This is a genomic window from Robiginitalea rubriflava, assembly GCF_052540725.1.
The window spans coordinates 250,772-265,045 of sequence record NZ_CP199309.1 but is presented as its reverse complement, the minus strand read 5'-3'; the positions used below and the strand labels follow the sequence as shown (position 1 = coordinate 265,045).

Genomic DNA, 14,274 nt, shown 5'->3' with positions numbered 1-14,274 from the left:
CCTTTCTGTTAACAATTTTTGGGACAGATACCAAGGCACTCTTTTTGATTTTCTGTACTTTTGAGTTTGCGGATATGGGACGATTTTCGAAACTTCGAAAGAATAAAAAATACGGTTATAAACCCCGTTATTATGAAGATAATGGCGAGGGAAACCCCTTTAAAATCAAACATAAGCTGGATCGTTACCGAACCACGGTTGACGCTCCAGGTGGCATTAAATCCAGGTGGAAATCTGCCCTGGCAGATCGTAGGCGGGCGGGTGACCGAAACCTGAGAATCCGTTTGATCGTAATCCTGTTAATACTGCTGCTTATCGTCCTGTATATCCTGGACTTTGACCTTTCAATATTTTTTCCACAATGATGGCAGACAGCATTCAAATCCTGCCGGAACATGTGGCCAATCAGATTGCAGCCGGGGAAGTGGTACAGCGGCCCGCTTCGGTAGTAAAAGAACTGCTTGAAAATGCCATAGATGCAGGCGCTAGCAGTATAGAGCTCATTATCAGGGACGGCGGCAAGACCCTGGTTCATATAGCAGATGATGGCTGCGGGATGAGCCCGGCAGATGCCCGGATGAGTTTTGAGCGTCATGCCACCTCAAAAATCCGCAAAGCTACAGACCTGTTTGACCTGCACACCAAAGGGTTTCGGGGAGAAGCCCTGGCCTCAATAGCTGCCATTGCCCAGGTGGAAATGACCACCCGAACGGCGGAAGCCGAAACCGGAATCCGTCTGAAGATTGCCGGCGGGAAACAGCTTTCAGAGGAAGAGGCCGTTGCCCCTGCCGGAACCTCCATTCAGGTCAAGAACCTTTTTTTTAATATACCTGCCCGACGAAATTTTTTAAAATCGGACAGGGTGGAGCTGCGCCATGTCCTGGATGAGTTCCACCGGGTGGCTCTGGCACATCCTGGAATCCGCTTTAAAATGCTCCATAATGACCAGGAACTTTTCAACCTGCCGGACAGCCCCCTGCGCAAGCGCCTGGGATATCTGTTTGGAGACCGTATGAATTCGCGGCTGGTACCGGTCCGGGAAGAAACCCAGATAGCTGCTATTGGTGGCTTTGTGTGCAAGCCTGAATTCGCCAAGAAGAGCCGGGGGGAGCAGTTTTTCTTTGTCAATAACCGCTTTATAAAAAGTTCCTACCTCCATCATGCTGTTATGGCTGCTTATGAGGGGCTGCTTAAAACGGATACCTACCCCGGGTATTTTATTTTCCTGGATGTTCCGCCCGAATCTATCGATATCAACATCCATCCCTCCAAGACCGAGATCAAGTTTGAAGACGAGCAAAGCCTCTACGCTATTTTGCGTGCGGCTATCAAGCATAGTCTCGGGCAGTTTAACATTCATCCCGTACTGGACTTCGAGAAAGACCAGAACCTGGAAACACCTTATGCCTATCGAAACAAGGGTGCCGAAATACCTCAAATTACGGTAGACAAAAGTTTCAACCCCTTTGCAGGAGAAACCGGGGGGGTTAAAAAATATACCAAAGCAAGGGCAAGCGCCTCACATTGGGAGGCCCTGTATGAAGGCCTGAACACTGCGGAGCAAACCGGGAAAGATTCGTCCGAATGGGTTGTGGAATCTGAAGAACGGCCCAGGGATCTTTTTGAGGAAACGGCAGATTCTTCCACTTCGGAAAGCAGCTCATTTCAATTGGGCAGGAAATATATATTGACCCGCGTTAAGTCGGGTTTGTTGCTGATAGACCAGCACAGGGCGCACCAGAGGGTCCTTTACGAGGGCTTCCTTGAAAATATCACCAGCGCCAAACCGGCATCGCAGGTGCTCTTGTTTCCCCTGAAGCTTTCTTTCAGCCCGGCTGAAATGAGTATTTTAAAAACCATACGCGGACCCCTGGAAGGGATGGGGTTTCAGTTCGGGGAAGACATGGATGCTGAATTCGAAGTACGGGCGCTTCCTTTTTTGATCAAAGAGCAGGAAGTTCCTGAATTGCTGGACAGCCTGATCGCTCAGTGGCAGAAGAATGAGGATACTGCTGCGTTCTCACAGGGAGACCGGATTGCCAAAAGTCTGTGTCAGGCTCTGGCAATAAAACCCGGGGTGGTCCTGGACCAGGTCTCACAGATGGCGCTGATAAATGATTTGTTCGGATGTAAGGAATCTGCGCTGAGCCCGTTCAATAAACGTATCCATACTACCCTGTCTATGGAAGAACTTGAAAATAAATTGAAATAAATGGGAAGACTTACCGATGGAATTAAGCATTTACTGCTGATCAACATCCTGTTTTTTGTAGCGACCAGCCTGTACGGAGACCAGCTTTACCAGTGGTTTTCGCTCTGGTATCCCGGGAACTCCAACTTTCAGGTCTGGCAGGTAGTTTCCCATATGTTTATGCATGGGGGATTTGGCCATATTTTTTTCAATATGTATGCCCTGTGGGCCTTTGGTTCCCCCCTGGAGCGAATGTGGGGTACCAAAAAGTTTATGTTTTTTTACTTTTCAGCCGGCCTGGGGGCTGCCCTTATACATTCCGGGGTAAACTTTTATCACGTACAACAGGGAGTGGACGCCCTGGTGAGTGCGGGGGTTGCTAAATCTGATATCTATGCACTGCTGGCCCAGGGCCAATACAATACAGAGTGGAACCAAATTGCGGATCCCGGCCTGATTTCCAGTATGCTGGAATCTTACTTTACCCCTGCTGTGGGTGCTTCCGGTGCCATTTACGGGATTTTGGTTGCCTTCGGGATGTCCTATCCCAACAGCGAGCTTTTCCTTATTTTTCTGCCAATCCCCATTAAGGCGAAATACTTTATTCCCGTGCTTATTGCCCTGGACCTTTTCTCTGGTGTTACAGGATATTCTATCTTTGGGTCCGGAATTGCGCATTTTGCCCATGTGGGCGGGGCGCTGTTTGGCTTCCTGATGATGTGGTACTGGAAGAAAAATCAGTTTAATAATAACCGATGGGATGTATAGATGAGTAACGGAAACCTAAAATATCAGTTTGCCCGCCTTACCATTGCTGAGAAGTTAATCGTAATCAACGTGGCCGTCTTTTTACTGTTCGGCCTGGCAGGCTTCCTGTTGCGTATGCCTGCAGGTTCCCTGGAGAGATGGTTTGAACTCCCAAAGGACTTTTTTGATTTTCTGTTGCAGCCCTGGTCTATTGTAACCTACTCCTTTTTACACGGCGGGATATGGCACATACTCTTCAACATGCTGCTGCTCTATTATATTTCCCGCATGTTCTTTAACCTTTTCGGCCCCAAAAGGTTTATAAACGTATACTTTTTAGGGGTTATTCTGGGGGGTGCCTTCTTTCTGGCCGCTTATAATATCTTTCCGGCCTTTGCTGCAAGCCAGTCCCCGTTGATTGGAGCTTCGGCAGGGGTTATGGCTGTTCTTATCTTTATCTGTACATATACCCCCAACCAGATGGTAAGGGTGTTTTTCTTCAATCTCAAACTCTGGTATATAGGAGCATTTTTTGTGCTGATGGATTTGGCATTCATCCCCCTGAATGATAATCCGGGCGGCAGGATTGCCCACCTGGGTGGAGCCCTCCTCGGCTATATGTATGCAAGCCAGGCATTACAGGGCAAGGATCTGGGAGCTGGTTTTTCCCGTATGCTGGAAGGCCTGGGGAGGCTGTTTGAAAAGAAACCGCGCAAAGGCCCGCTTAAAACCGTATACCGTAAAAAAGATAAACCTGCACAGTCCAAAGAAGCATATGACAAGGAGGCCCGGCAGCGGAAAATTGATCAGATCCTCGATAAAATAAGCAAATCCGGTTACGAAAGCCTGACCAAGGCTGAGAAAGACTTCCTCTTTAAAGCCGGGAAGGAAAATTAAATAGCAAATCAGCTTACATCCCAAGACAGGCTACCCCATCTGCCAGCAGATGCAGGCAGAGGGCAATCCCGATCAGCCGGGTTTTGGCCGGAAGCAGTAGTAGTATATATGCGCTCATTGCCCAATAGCTGTGCAGGGGATGAAACCCAATACTGCAACGATCCGGGTCAAATACAGGGGTAGCCAGCAAGTGGTCCAGATCGATCAGGATGCCCGCCCACAGGATCAGTGTCGCTTTTAGCCAGTGCTTCCTGAAAAAAATCCAGGCCAGCAGGGGAGGTGCCCCGAAATGCAGTCCGTAATGCAGTACATCCATCATTTGGAAAAGGGGATAGGCAGGTTTTGCAGATACTGAAGCGCCCGGTTACCCTCATTGAAGAGCAGGTCCAGGCAGCTTAAGTTGGCCACAAAACCATGACGCTCCTGAAAAACCTGTGTATAGGACGGCAGGTCTTTGATTTTTGACCCTTTTGCAATCACCAGCTCTCTTGCATCGGTGTACTGCTCCGGTTCAGGCAGGTAGTGTTGGGTGGTTTCAGTCGGAAAATCCAGCCCCAGTAAATTACAGAATACCTCAATGGTTTGGAGGTTAAGGTCCATCAGAAAAGTATGGGGTTTTTCAAAAAGGGGCCTGAGGTCTGCCTCGTAAAACTCAAAAAAAGGGGAGGAGCGGTATGCCGTTTGCAACCCCCTCCAGTGCTGTCTTTGCCAAAGATAATTATTGTCTATGCGAACATCCCGGTAAGCTTGCCTACCGGTTTTTCCCCCCACGTGTTTAATGGGGATGCTGAGCATCTGTGCTCCTCGGTCCGTACAGATATAACAACGGTTGCGATAGGTCTGTTTCTGATAGTTGTCCCAGCCTTCCCAGATCACCTGTCCCCTTGCGAGTACCGCCATGGTTGCGCAATTGGGAAAGTAGGCCGGATGCAGCAGGACGGTCATTTTTGTATCAGCCTTTTTTGGAAGCCTTTTTCTTTCTTCGGTACAGGAAGTCCAGCACGAAATAAGCAGCCAGGGCAAGCAGGAAATATCGAAAATAGGAACGGGGTTTCCCTTCACCACTTACGGTTGTAAAGATACGGTCCCATCTGGGCCGCCAGTTTGCCATACCCTCATTGAAGTTGTCAAAACTCATCCAGATAAAAATGGGCTTCCCCACTATATGATTGGCAGGCACATAGCCCCAGGCCCTGCTGTCTTCAGAATGGTCCCGGTTGTCTCCCATCATCCAGTAATAATCCTGTTGGAAAGTATAAGAGGTGCTGGGTTCCCCGTTAATTAAAACCTGATTACCGGAGATACTGACCGTATTGTGCTCGTAATCGCGAATGATTTTTTTATAAAGCGGCAGGGTTTCGGGGCTGACGGCCACCTTATCGCCCCTGGCCGGGATGTAGATGGGCCCTAACTGATCGTAATTCCATGGGTAGCGGGAATCCTGAGGAAAAATATTATCGCCGCTTACTCCTTTGGTTTCTACTAATTTGATAACAGAGTCTATGGATGAGACCGAATTAAGGGAGCTCACCATTTCGGCGGTCAGGGTTGCTGTCCGTTCCCTGGAGGATACTTCCCGGATATTGGTAACCCTGGCCTGCCGGATGGCTTCAATAGGGATCCCCCGGGCCGGGGTAACCAGGGCTACCTGCCCATTCTCAAGGCCGTCGTAACGGTAGAGGTATTGGGACAATAGATTGAGTTGTTGCTGGTTCAAAGGCGCACTGACATAGGTCCTCAAAAAATCGTCAGCCCCAACATTTTCAAGGGTTTTGGAAGAAACCCCTTGCTGTGAGTATACGGTATAGTCATACATGGGTTTGGCCCGGTCCGGGAGCTCCAGAGGCTTGCCATTACTGTAAACAATCCCGTTGATCACTGCCAGGGAATCCCCGGGGACACCCACACATCGTTTTACATAATTGGACTTCTTGTCAATAGGTTTATCTACCCCTTTTTCTGCCTTAAAAAACTGCCTTACGGTGTCTGCAGGCCAGCTGAATACCACCAGGTCGTTCCTTTTAACCTTTTGGAAACCCGGGAGCCGCATGTAGGGAAGCTGTGGTTTTTTAAGGTAGGAACGAACCCCCAGTCCGGGAAGGGTGTCGTGCACCATTGGGGCAGCAACAGTAGTCATAGGAACCCGGGCTCCATAATGAAACTTACTTACAAATAACAAGTCTCCAACCCTTAGGGTACGTTCCAGGGAGCCGGTGGGGATTACGAAGGGTTGTATAAAGTAGGTGTGCACCAAAGTGGCCGCTACCACTGCAAAAACAATGGAACTGACCCATTCCCCCGAGGCGCTTTTAGGATGCAGGCTGCGGTCTTCAATATAATTTACATCTTCTGCGTAGTTAACGTAATATATATAGAACCCCAGCGTAAGTAACACCAACCAGGTGTCTTTCAGGCTGTTCTTCCCAAAGCTGCGGATGGTTTCCACCCAGACCACCGGGAACATCAACAGGTTAATGATTGGAATAAACAAAAGGAAAACCCACCACCTTGGCCGCCGGATGATTTGCATCAGGACAATAGCATTGTAAACCGGAATAGCCGCTTCCCAGGCTTTTCTGCCAGCTTTAAGGTACAATTTCCAGGTACCCGCAAAATGGATGACCTGCACGGCTAAAATAAATATGATCCACTGAGTGTAATCCATGTTTCAATAGCTTAAAGAGGAATATCTCCCTTCCTCATTACTTTTTAGGGATGTCCAGAACATCCTTCATGTTAAAAATTCCTTCTTTTCCCACTATCCATTCGGCCGCTATTAGCGCACCCAGTGCGAAGCCTTTGCGGTTGTGGGCAGTATGTACAATTTCGATGCTGTCTACAGCTGATTCGTATTTTATTTTATGGGTGCCGGGCACTTCCCCGGTTCGTTCTGAGTAAATTGGCAAGCTGTCTTTTTCCGCCTTCCCGGAGGACCAGGTCGTATATGCGCTGTTATTGATAATTCCCTCCGCCAGGGTAATAGCTGTTCCACTGGGGGCATCCAATTTTTGTGTATGATGGATTTCTTTCATCTCTGCCTGGTAACCCTTAACCCCGTTCATGAGTCTTGCAAGGGTTTCGTTGAGCTGGAAAAACAAATTGACCCCCAGGCTGAAGTTGGAGGCATAAATAAAGGCAGCGCCTTCCTCTTTACAAAGGCTTACGGCTTCTTCATAGCGACTGAGCCATCCGGTAGTGCCGCAAACAACGGGGACCCCGTTTTTAAAACAATTGCTGATGTTGTCAAAAGCAGCATCCGGACTGCTGAAATCGATGGCTACATCCAAATTATTGTAAGGTACCTTATCTTCCGGGCTATCAATGCGGGCTACAATTTCATGATCCCGTTGTAGAGCAAGCTGCTCAATCATCCTACCCATCTTCCCGTAACCGAATAATCCTATTTTCATACCTTTTATTAAAACCGTATGCTGAGCGCCAGACCATAATTGGGATCACTTGTAATGGGGTGGTAATCCAGATAGGGCTGTATTTGCATGCTCAGATCTTCATCCACATTGTATTGTTTCAGGTGGGCATCCACATTGGCATCTATGATATTGAGTGCGTATAGGGCGATGGTAATAAGCAGGCTCAGGTCCCTGTCCCGCTGATAGCGTTCCTGCCCGTCCTGCAAGGCCTGTTCCGATAAATCCGGATTGGTAGGGGTAAAGCCATCATCCTTGTTCAGGTCAAAGAATTCATCATCCGTAAAACCAGCACGTCTTCTCTTAAAAGCCGTCCGAAACCGATCATAGAGCCTGTCATTGTAGATGTACACGGCCACACCCGTCCCGATTGCCCCCCATACCAATGGAACTTTCCAATAGCGTCTGTTATAGGCCTGCCCAAGCCCCGGAAGCACTGCGGAATAAAAGGCTGCTTTGGAAGGAGCCAGCGGGTTAATTGGACGCTTTTCAATTTTTTCGAATTGAACGCCTTCAGAAGCCATGCGTTCCTTCAAGGAATCGGCCTGTTGTTCCGTAGCATTGGGCTGTTGTGCCCAGCAACAAAGGCAGGAGAAGAAAAGTATGCATCCGATGGCTTTCTTACGCACCTGTAATTCTTTTTTTCAGCCTTCGGAATTCCTCCCGGCTGTTGAATGGGATGGTTATTTTCCCTTTTCCCTTGTCACTGGCCTGTACTTCCACGGCTGTATCCAGAAATGCCTTTAATACCTCCATCCCATCTTCTGCATATTCCGGCAGAATTTTTTTAGAAGTCGCTTTGGCTTCCTTTGGTTTTTCGGTGTCTTTCTGATGATAGGATCTGACCAGGGATTCGGTTTCCCGCACCGAAAGGCTGCCACCCACTATTTTTTCGTAAATCGCTATCTGGTCTTCCCGGTTTTCAATGTTTACCAAAGATCTGCCATGCCCCATACTGATGAATCCATCCCGCATTCCGGTTTGGATAATGGGATCAAGCCGGAGGAGTCGCAGATAATTGGTTATGGTACTTCTTTTCTTGCCGACCCGTTCACTTAATTTTTCCTGGGTAAGGCCAATTTCATCGATCAGCCTTTGATACGAAAGGGCTATTTCAACAGGGTCCAGATCCTGACGCTGTATATTTTCAACAAGAGCCATTTCAAGGGCTTCCTGATCATTGGCAATACGGATGTAAGCCGGAATACTGGTAAGGCCAACCTTTTTGGAAGCGCGGTATCTCCGCTCCCCGGAAACCAGCTGGTAGCGGTTGAAATCAAGCTTCCGCACCGTAATGGGCTGTATCAGGCCCAATTCCCTGATGGAAGAGGCCAGTTCATCCAGGGCTTCATCACTAAAATTTGTACGCGGCTGGAAGGGGTTTACCTCAATACGGTCAATATCCAGTTCCACAATACTGCCCACAACCTTGTCTGCATTCTTATCTGCAACGGATTTAATGTCGTTGTCTGGATCGTTGAGCAGGGCGGAAAGTCCGCGTCCCAGAGCCTGTTTTTTGGTTGCTTTCGCCATTATACAACTTGCTTGTTCTTCTGAAGCAATTCGTGCGCCATATTCAGGTAGTTGGTCGCTCCCTTGCTGCTGGCGTCGTACTTGATTATACTTTCCCCGTAACTGGGGGCTTCCCCCAGACGAACATTTCGCTGAATAATTGTATCGAATACCATGTCTGCAAAATGTTTCTTTACTTCCTCCACTACCTGGTTCGATAGCCTTAACCGCGAATCGTACATGGTAAGCAACATGCCCTCTATATCGAGGTCGGGATTGTGGATGCGTTGCACACTTTTAATGGTGTTGAGCAATTTGCCCAGGCCTTCCAGGGCAAAGTATTCACACTGGATCGGGATAATTACCGAGTCTGCTGCCGTAAGGGCATTCAGGGTAAGCAGGCCCAGCGAAGGGGCGCAATCGATCAGGATGTAGTCATACTTCTCCTTGATACTTTCAACGGCCTTTTTGAGCATGTATTCGCGCTCGTCCTTGTCTACCAATTCAATTTCAATGGCAACAAGGTCTATATGTGCAGGGATGAGGTCAACATTGGGGGAGTTGGTTCCTATTATAGTCTGTTCTGCAGAACGGGTATGTTCCAGCAGTTGGTAGCTTCCCAGTTCAACTGAATCCACATCCACCCCCAGTCCGGAAGTGGCATTCGCCTGAGGATCCGCATCGATAAGGAGCACTTTTTTTTCCAATACCCCCAGAGAGGCCGCCAGGTTTACCGTTGTAGTGGTTTTACCGACCCCGCCTTTCTGATTTGCGATAGCAATTATTTTGCCCATTATAAAGTTAAGTTAGGGGTTAAAAATACGATTATTTGGCTACCGAGAAAACGTAAATTGTTAACAGGAAGTGAATAAGTCCACCACTTTGCGTTAAAGTTCGTTAAGGGAACAGCGCCCGCTTGCCGATCAGGGCTTTGAACAAGGGCTCAGGGTGTTAACAACAGTTCCAGAATCTCAATTGCTGCCTCGCTGATGCGCGAACCCGGCCCGAAAATGCCAGAGACGCCTGCCTCAAAAAGAAAGGCGTAGTCCTGTTTCGGGATGACGCCCCCAACCACTACCAGGATGTCTTCCCGGTTTAAGGCTTTCAGTTCCTTCAGCAGCTCCGGTACCAGGGTTTTATGCCCGGCGGCCAAAGAGGAAACCCCCAGTATATGTACGTCGTTTTCGGCTGCCTGCTTGGCCGCCTCCGCCGGCGTCTGGAAAAGGGGCCCTATATCCACATCAAAGCCGAGGTCTGCATAGGCTGTAGCCACTACCTTTGCACCCCTGTCATGCCCGTCTTGCCCCATTTTTGCGATCATAATACGGGGCCTTCGGCCTTGTTGTGCCGCGAAGGCATCAGACAGTTCCCTGGCTTTTTTAAATGAAGGATCTTCCTTGATTTCTTTTGAATACACTCCGCTGATTGTTTGAACCTGGGCGCGATGCCTACCGAAGGCCGCTTCCATAGCATCGCTGATTTCACCTAAGGTGGCACGTTTCCTGGCGGCCTCCACAGCTAAAGCTAACAAATTTTCTTCAGGCCGGGCACCATCTCCTTTGGCCTTTTTCCTGGCGGCCTGCTCAAGGGCCTTAAGGCTGTTTTTTACAGCTGTGTTATCCCGCCCGTCCCTTAAAGCTTGCAGGCGCTCAATCTGCTGTTTGCGCACCTTGCTGTTGTCTACCTCCAGGATACTCAATAGATCTTCGTCCGGGCTTTGGTATTTATTCAGGCCCACAATAATATCTTTTTCACTGTCTATCCGGGCCTGTTTGCGCGCCGCTGCCTCCTCTATTCTCAGCTTGGGGACACCTGCCTCAATAGCCTTGGTCATGCCTCCCAGGGCTTCGGTTTCTTCTATGAGTTCCCAGGCCTTCTCCACAAGCTCGGCCGTCAGTTTTTCCACATAATAACTGCCACCCCACGGATCTACCGTGCGGGTGATCCCGGTTTCTTCCTGCAGGATTAGCTGCGTATTCCTGGCGATACGGGCAGAAAAGTCTGTGGGAAGGGCAATGGCCTCGTCAAGGGCGTTGGTATGCAAACTCTGCGTACCCCCAAAAGCTGCCGCAGAAGCCTCTATCATAGTACGCGCCACATTGTTAAACGGATCCTGTTCGGTGAGGCTCCAGCCACTGGTCTGGCTATGCGTTCGCAAAGCCATGGATTTGGGGTTTTGAGGATTAAAGCCCTTTACCAGCCTGGCCCATAGCAAGCGACCGGCCCGCAGCTTGGCTATTTCCATAAAGTGATTCATGCCAATACCCCAGAAAAAAGATAAGCGGGGGGCAAATGCATCTATTTTTAAGCCCGCTTTAAGCCCTGTGCGGATATATTCCAGACCATCGGCAAGGGTGTAGGCCAATTCCATATGGGCGGGAGCTCCCGCTTCATGCATGTGGTAGCCGGAAATACTGATACTGTTGAAGCGCGGCATATGCTTACTGGTAAATTCAAAAATATCAGCCACGATCTGCATGGAAGGGGTAGGGGGATATATATACGTATTGCGCACCATAAACTCCTTCAGAATGTCATTCTGAATGGTCCCTGAGAGCTGCCCGGGAGCAACCCCCTGTTCCTCGGCGGCCACAATATAAAATGCCATTATAGGGATAACGGCTCCGTTCATGGTCATGGAAACCGACATCTTTTCGAGCGGGATTCCGGCAAAGAGCAATTTCATATCCTCCACGGAGTCTATCGCTACCCCGGCCTTCCCTACATCCCCTACCACCCTGGGGTGGTCACTGTCATACCCCCTGTGGGTGGGCAGGTCAAAGGCAACGGACAGGCCTTTCTGCCCGGCAGCCAGATTCCGCTTGTAAAAGGCATTGCTCTCTTCAGCCGTAGAAAAGCCGGCATACTGCCGGATGGTCCAGGGGCGCTGTACATACATACTGCTGTAAGGTCCTCGCAAATATGGGGGGATGCCGGCCCCGAAACCGGGATGCCTTATCTCTTTGATATCCGCTTGTGTATATCGGGTTTTCAGCTCGATGCCCTCTGCCGTGGTTATCGCTTTAGCGACATCCGGCCCGGGCGCCTGCGAGATACCAGAGCCCTTTTTCCATTGTAGCTGTTGTATCTTATCTCGGTTCATCCTGCAGTCTCTTTTGTTCATAATTGGTCGCAAGCCTGGAGGGTATTATGGGTTCCAGCAGGGTCTTTCTGCTTTTTTTGGCGAGCCGGATGGGTTTTTGAAGCAGCACCTGCATCTTGTTATCCGCATTGGGGTATTTGTTGCTCCCCACCAGGATTTTGCTGCCGGAATCGAATGCCTGTTGCTCCTTGGTGGCAGATTCTCTTATCTTTTGCTGAATGGTGTGCGCTCTTAACTGTTTTAAGAAACCCCCACCTTTTTCAAGTTGTTTTAAAAGTTCCAGTGCTTTTGAACCCAGTTGGTCCGTTAGCGACTCGATATAGTAGGTGCCGTCTGCCGGATTATGTACCTGTGAAAAGTAACTTTCATGCCTCAGTAATTGCAGCTGGTTTCTGGCTATGCGGTCTGCGAAGGTATTGGGATACTGGTAGATTTGATCATAAGGCAGGTTGCAGATAAGGTCAGCTCCTCCCAGTATAGCGGCCATACATTCAGTTGTGGTACGCAGCATGTTGGTATTGTAATCGTAAATGGTTTTATTTCTCAGGGAAGGGGATGCAAAAATGAGGCAATCTCCAATGAAGCCGTATTCCGGGGCAACTCTGGCCCATAATTTTCGAAGTGCCCTGAACTTGGCTATTTCAAAGAAATAATCCCCTCCTGCCGCAAGGTGGAAAACCGGTTGCTGCAACAAGGGCTGCAGGGATTTTTCCTCTGCAGACCAAAGCAGATATTCCAGGGCGTGGGAAAGGGCGTAAGCCAGTTCCTGTACCCGGTTGGCGCCGGCGTTCTGATACAGATCTGCGTGAACTGCGAAACGGAATTCGGCTGAGCTCGCAGCCGGATGGGATAATACTTTTAAGAGCGAGCCTGCGTCATTGGTTTCCCTGCTGTACCAGTTCCCGGTAGCTGCTAAATGACCTATTGGATCCACCAGGATTACCGGATGCCTGAGATTGGATTGGCTGATCCAATCCGGCAGGAGTTCGTCTGTCCCGGAAAAATCGAGGTAGACAGGTTGCTGCAACTCACTTAAGACCGCTTTATGGGGAAATGTTGCGGAAAACGATTCGGGCGACTGGACCAAAAAATGTTGAATATCCGCTTGCAGCGCTTCTGAAACCTGCTCAGAAGGGGTTTCATTGCCAATCCGGTAGCCAATTTTCCAGTTCCCGCTGCCTGTGGCGGGTATCCCCGCTTCTTCCGGCAGGTCTTCCTCTGAATAGAAAGGCTTAACCTGGATACCTTCAGGGCTTGTCCAGCTCAGTAATTCATTATAGTCGGCACCTTTTAGGTCGGCCTGCAATTTTTGTTTCCATTGTTTGGCCGAAACAGGTTCAAAATCTTTTAAAAGCTCGTTAGTCTTCATTTTTTTTATGTTCCAGGCTGTCTTCAAAATCGATAATGAAGATTTCCTCATTCTTCTTTTTCAGGTAGTACTGTTCCCTGGCAAACTTTTCCAATTCTGCGGGGTCCGAAAGTTTTTCGATAAGTGCCCGGTCTTTTGAAATTTCCTCTTTCAGGAATTCCTGCTGTTTTTCCAGTTTACGGATTTCTTTTTGCAATTCCATGTGAATCAACAGGGAATTGGTGTCAAAAAAAAGCATCCAAATGGCGAATACGGTCAAAACGAGCACATAAATATTGCTGACCACTGCAAACCACTTTTTCTTCCTTAAAGATTTCAGGCCCATATTCAGATGAGTTTGTCGGCTATGATCGTTCGTACTATATCTATGGCAACCGTATTGTAGCGGTTATTGGGGATGATGATATCTGCAAACTCCTTTGTAGGCTCAATAAATTGGTTGTGCATAGGTTTGAGCGTATTCTGATAGCGGTCCAGCACCTCGTCCAGGTCCCTTCCCCTTTCTGTGATATCGCGCTTAAGCCTTCTGATCAGGCGCTCATCCGAGTCTGCATGAACAAAGATTTTGATGTCGAACATCTCTCGTATTTCCGGATGGGTCAGGATCAGAATTCCTTCCACGATCATGACCTTCCTGGGAGGGGTCAGTACGGTCTCTGTTGTACGGTTGTGCTCTTTAAAAGAATACACGGGTTGTTCGATGGGTACCCCGGCTTTTAACTGTCGCAGGTGTTCCCCCAGTAGCTTGAAATCGATGGCCCTTGGGTGATCAAAATTTATTTTAGCCCGTTCTTCATAGGTAAGCCCGGACAGGTCATTATAATAGGAATCCTGCGAGATCACGCCCACTTCGGTATCCGGAAGTTCATTTACGATTTGGTTTACAACGGTTGTTTTTCCGCATCCGGTACCTCCTCCAATGCCTATTATTAACATGCCAGGTCTCTTTGGATCAAAAATAAAAATTTAGATCGACCTGAATTCGAATCCGGACGTATTAATTCCCGATTAATCGCGTGGCAAAAGG

The 14,274-nt window shown here is 48.8% G+C and carries 15 protein-coding genes; 4 read left to right on the top strand and 11 right to left on the bottom strand.

Going from position 1 to position 14,274, the window contains the following annotated elements; genetic code table 11:
- Nucleotides 1-74: 74 nt before the first annotated feature.
- The 4 genes from ACT6NU_RS01195 to ACT6NU_RS01180 are packed head-to-tail and all read left to right on the top strand — an operon-like array spanning nt 75 to nt 3,835.
- Complete coding sequence (locus ACT6NU_RS01195) at nt 75-365, top strand: riboflavin synthase subunit beta (RefSeq protein WP_445382636.1); 291 nt, start codon at nt 75-77, stop codon at nt 363-365.
- Complete coding sequence (mutL, locus tag ACT6NU_RS01190; RefSeq protein WP_445382635.1) at nt 362-2,212, top strand: DNA mismatch repair endonuclease MutL; 1,851 nt, start codon at nt 362-364, stop codon at nt 2,210-2,212. The genes ACT6NU_RS01195 and mutL overlap by 4 nt, the downstream gene beginning before the upstream one ends.
- The gene (locus tag ACT6NU_RS01185; RefSeq protein WP_445382634.1) at nt 2,213-2,959 is read left to right on the top strand and encodes a rhomboid family intramembrane serine protease; all 747 of its coding nucleotides are present in this window, start codon (nt 2,213-2,215) and stop codon (nt 2,957-2,959) included. It abuts the gene before it with no gap.
- Complete coding sequence (locus ACT6NU_RS01180; RefSeq protein ID WP_445382633.1) at nt 2,960-3,835, top strand: rhomboid family intramembrane serine protease; 876 nt, start codon at nt 2,960-2,962, stop codon at nt 3,833-3,835. It begins immediately after the preceding gene.
- 13 nt (nt 3,836-3,848) lie between these two features.
- Here the strand turns inward: ACT6NU_RS01180 and ACT6NU_RS01175 are convergent, their stop codons facing one another.
- The 11 genes from ACT6NU_RS01175 to udk all read right to left on the bottom strand — a co-directional run bounded on the left by ACT6NU_RS01175 (nt 3,849) and on the right by udk (nt 14,183).
- Complete coding sequence (locus tag ACT6NU_RS01175; protein WP_445382632.1) at nt 3,849-4,154, bottom strand: DUF6122 family protein; 306 nt, start codon at nt 4,152-4,154, stop codon at nt 3,849-3,851.
- Nucleotides 4,151-4,780 carry a WbqC family protein gene (locus ACT6NU_RS01170; protein WP_445382631.1) on the bottom strand — a complete coding sequence of 210 codons (630 nt, stop codon included), beginning with the start codon at nt 4,778-4,780 and terminating at the stop codon, nt 4,151-4,153. Before ACT6NU_RS01170 ends, ACT6NU_RS01175 begins: the two co-directional genes overlap by 4 nt.
- Nucleotides 4,781-4,787: 7 nt before the next feature.
- Nucleotides 4,788-6,500 carry a signal peptidase I gene (gene lepB / locus ACT6NU_RS01165; RefSeq protein ID WP_445382630.1) on the bottom strand — a complete coding sequence of 571 codons (1,713 nt, stop codon included), beginning with the start codon at nt 6,498-6,500 and terminating at the stop codon, nt 4,788-4,790.
- Nucleotides 6,501-6,537: 37 nt separating this feature from the next.
- Nucleotides 6,538-7,245: a 4-hydroxy-tetrahydrodipicolinate reductase gene (dapB, locus tag ACT6NU_RS01160; protein WP_445382629.1), complete on the bottom strand. Its 708-nt coding sequence runs from the start codon at nt 7,243-7,245 to the stop codon at nt 6,538-6,540.
- A gap of 8 nt (nt 7,246-7,253) precedes the next feature.
- The gene (locus tag ACT6NU_RS01155; RefSeq protein WP_445382628.1) at nt 7,254-7,892 is read right to left on the bottom strand and encodes a DUF5683 domain-containing protein; all 639 of its coding nucleotides are present in this window, start codon (nt 7,890-7,892) and stop codon (nt 7,254-7,256) included.
- On the bottom strand, nt 7,885-8,796 hold the full coding sequence (locus ACT6NU_RS01150) for a ParB/RepB/Spo0J family partition protein (RefSeq protein ID WP_445382627.1): 912 nt from the start codon (nt 8,794-8,796) through the stop codon (nt 7,885-7,887). Before ACT6NU_RS01150 ends, ACT6NU_RS01155 begins: the two co-directional genes overlap by 8 nt.
- On the bottom strand, nt 8,796-9,569 hold the full coding sequence (locus tag ACT6NU_RS01145) for a ParA family protein (protein WP_445382626.1): 774 nt from the start codon (nt 9,567-9,569) through the stop codon (nt 8,796-8,798). The genes ACT6NU_RS01150 and ACT6NU_RS01145 overlap by 1 nt, the downstream gene beginning before the upstream one ends.
- Nucleotides 9,570-9,718: 149 nt before the next feature.
- A complete protein-coding gene (gene scpA / locus ACT6NU_RS01140; protein ID WP_445382625.1) occupies nt 9,719-11,878 on the bottom strand; it encodes a methylmalonyl-CoA mutase in 2,160 nt (719 codons plus the stop codon).
- Nucleotides 11,865-13,247 carry a methylmalonyl-CoA mutase subunit beta gene (locus ACT6NU_RS01135; RefSeq protein ID WP_445382624.1) on the bottom strand — a complete coding sequence of 461 codons (1,383 nt, stop codon included), beginning with the start codon at nt 13,245-13,247 and terminating at the stop codon, nt 11,865-11,867. The genes scpA and ACT6NU_RS01135 overlap by 14 nt, the downstream gene beginning before the upstream one ends.
- Entirely contained in the window at nt 13,237-13,572 is a 336-nt protein-coding gene (locus ACT6NU_RS01130) for an FtsB family cell division protein (RefSeq protein ID WP_445382623.1), read from the bottom strand. Before ACT6NU_RS01130 ends, ACT6NU_RS01135 begins: the two co-directional genes overlap by 11 nt.
- 2 nt (nt 13,573-13,574) lie before the next feature.
- On the bottom strand, nt 13,575-14,183 hold the full coding sequence (gene udk, locus ACT6NU_RS01125; protein WP_445382622.1) for a uridine kinase: 609 nt from the start codon (nt 14,181-14,183) through the stop codon (nt 13,575-13,577).
- Nucleotides 14,184-14,274: the final 91 nt, after the last annotated feature.

What these genes read in the sequence shown, in the direction of transcription:
- ACT6NU_RS01145 (WP_445382626.1), bottom strand. Translation starts at nt 9,569, where the DNA reads ATGGGCAAAATAATTGCTATCGCAAATCAGAAAGGCGGGGTCGGTAAA.
- ACT6NU_RS01170 (WP_445382631.1), bottom strand. Translation starts at nt 4,780, where the DNA reads ATGACCGTCCTGCTGCATCCGGCCTACTTTCCCAATTGCGCAACCATG.
- udk (WP_445382622.1), bottom strand. Translation starts at nt 14,183, where the DNA reads ATGTTAATAATAGGCATTGGAGGAGGTACCGGATGCGGAAAAACAACC.
- ACT6NU_RS01130 (WP_445382623.1), bottom strand. Translation starts at nt 13,572, where the DNA reads ATGGGCCTGAAATCTTTAAGGAAGAAAAAGTGGTTTGCAGTGGTCAGC.
- ACT6NU_RS01195 (WP_445382636.1), top strand. Translation starts at nt 75, where the DNA reads ATGGGACGATTTTCGAAACTTCGAAAGAATAAAAAATACGGTTATAAA.
- ACT6NU_RS01185 (WP_445382634.1), top strand. Translation starts at nt 2,213, where the DNA reads ATGGGAAGACTTACCGATGGAATTAAGCATTTACTGCTGATCAACATC.
- lepB (WP_445382630.1), bottom strand. Translation starts at nt 6,500, where the DNA reads ATGGATTACACTCAGTGGATCATATTTATTTTAGCCGTGCAGGTCATC.
- scpA (WP_445382625.1), bottom strand. Translation starts at nt 11,878, where the DNA reads ATGAACCGAGATAAGATACAACAGCTACAATGGAAAAAGGGCTCTGGT.
- ACT6NU_RS01175 (WP_445382632.1), bottom strand. Translation starts at nt 4,154, where the DNA reads ATGATGGATGTACTGCATTACGGACTGCATTTCGGGGCACCTCCCCTG.
- ACT6NU_RS01180 (WP_445382633.1), top strand. Translation starts at nt 2,960, where the DNA reads ATGAGTAACGGAAACCTAAAATATCAGTTTGCCCGCCTTACCATTGCT.
- mutL (WP_445382635.1), top strand. Translation starts at nt 362, where the DNA reads ATGATGGCAGACAGCATTCAAATCCTGCCGGAACATGTGGCCAATCAG.
- ACT6NU_RS01135 (WP_445382624.1), bottom strand. Translation starts at nt 13,247, where the DNA reads ATGAAGACTAACGAGCTTTTAAAAGATTTTGAACCTGTTTCGGCCAAA.
- ACT6NU_RS01150 (WP_445382627.1), bottom strand. Translation starts at nt 8,796, where the DNA reads ATGGCGAAAGCAACCAAAAAACAGGCTCTGGGACGCGGACTTTCCGCC.
- dapB (WP_445382629.1), bottom strand. Translation starts at nt 7,245, where the DNA reads ATGAAAATAGGATTATTCGGTTACGGGAAGATGGGTAGGATGATTGAG.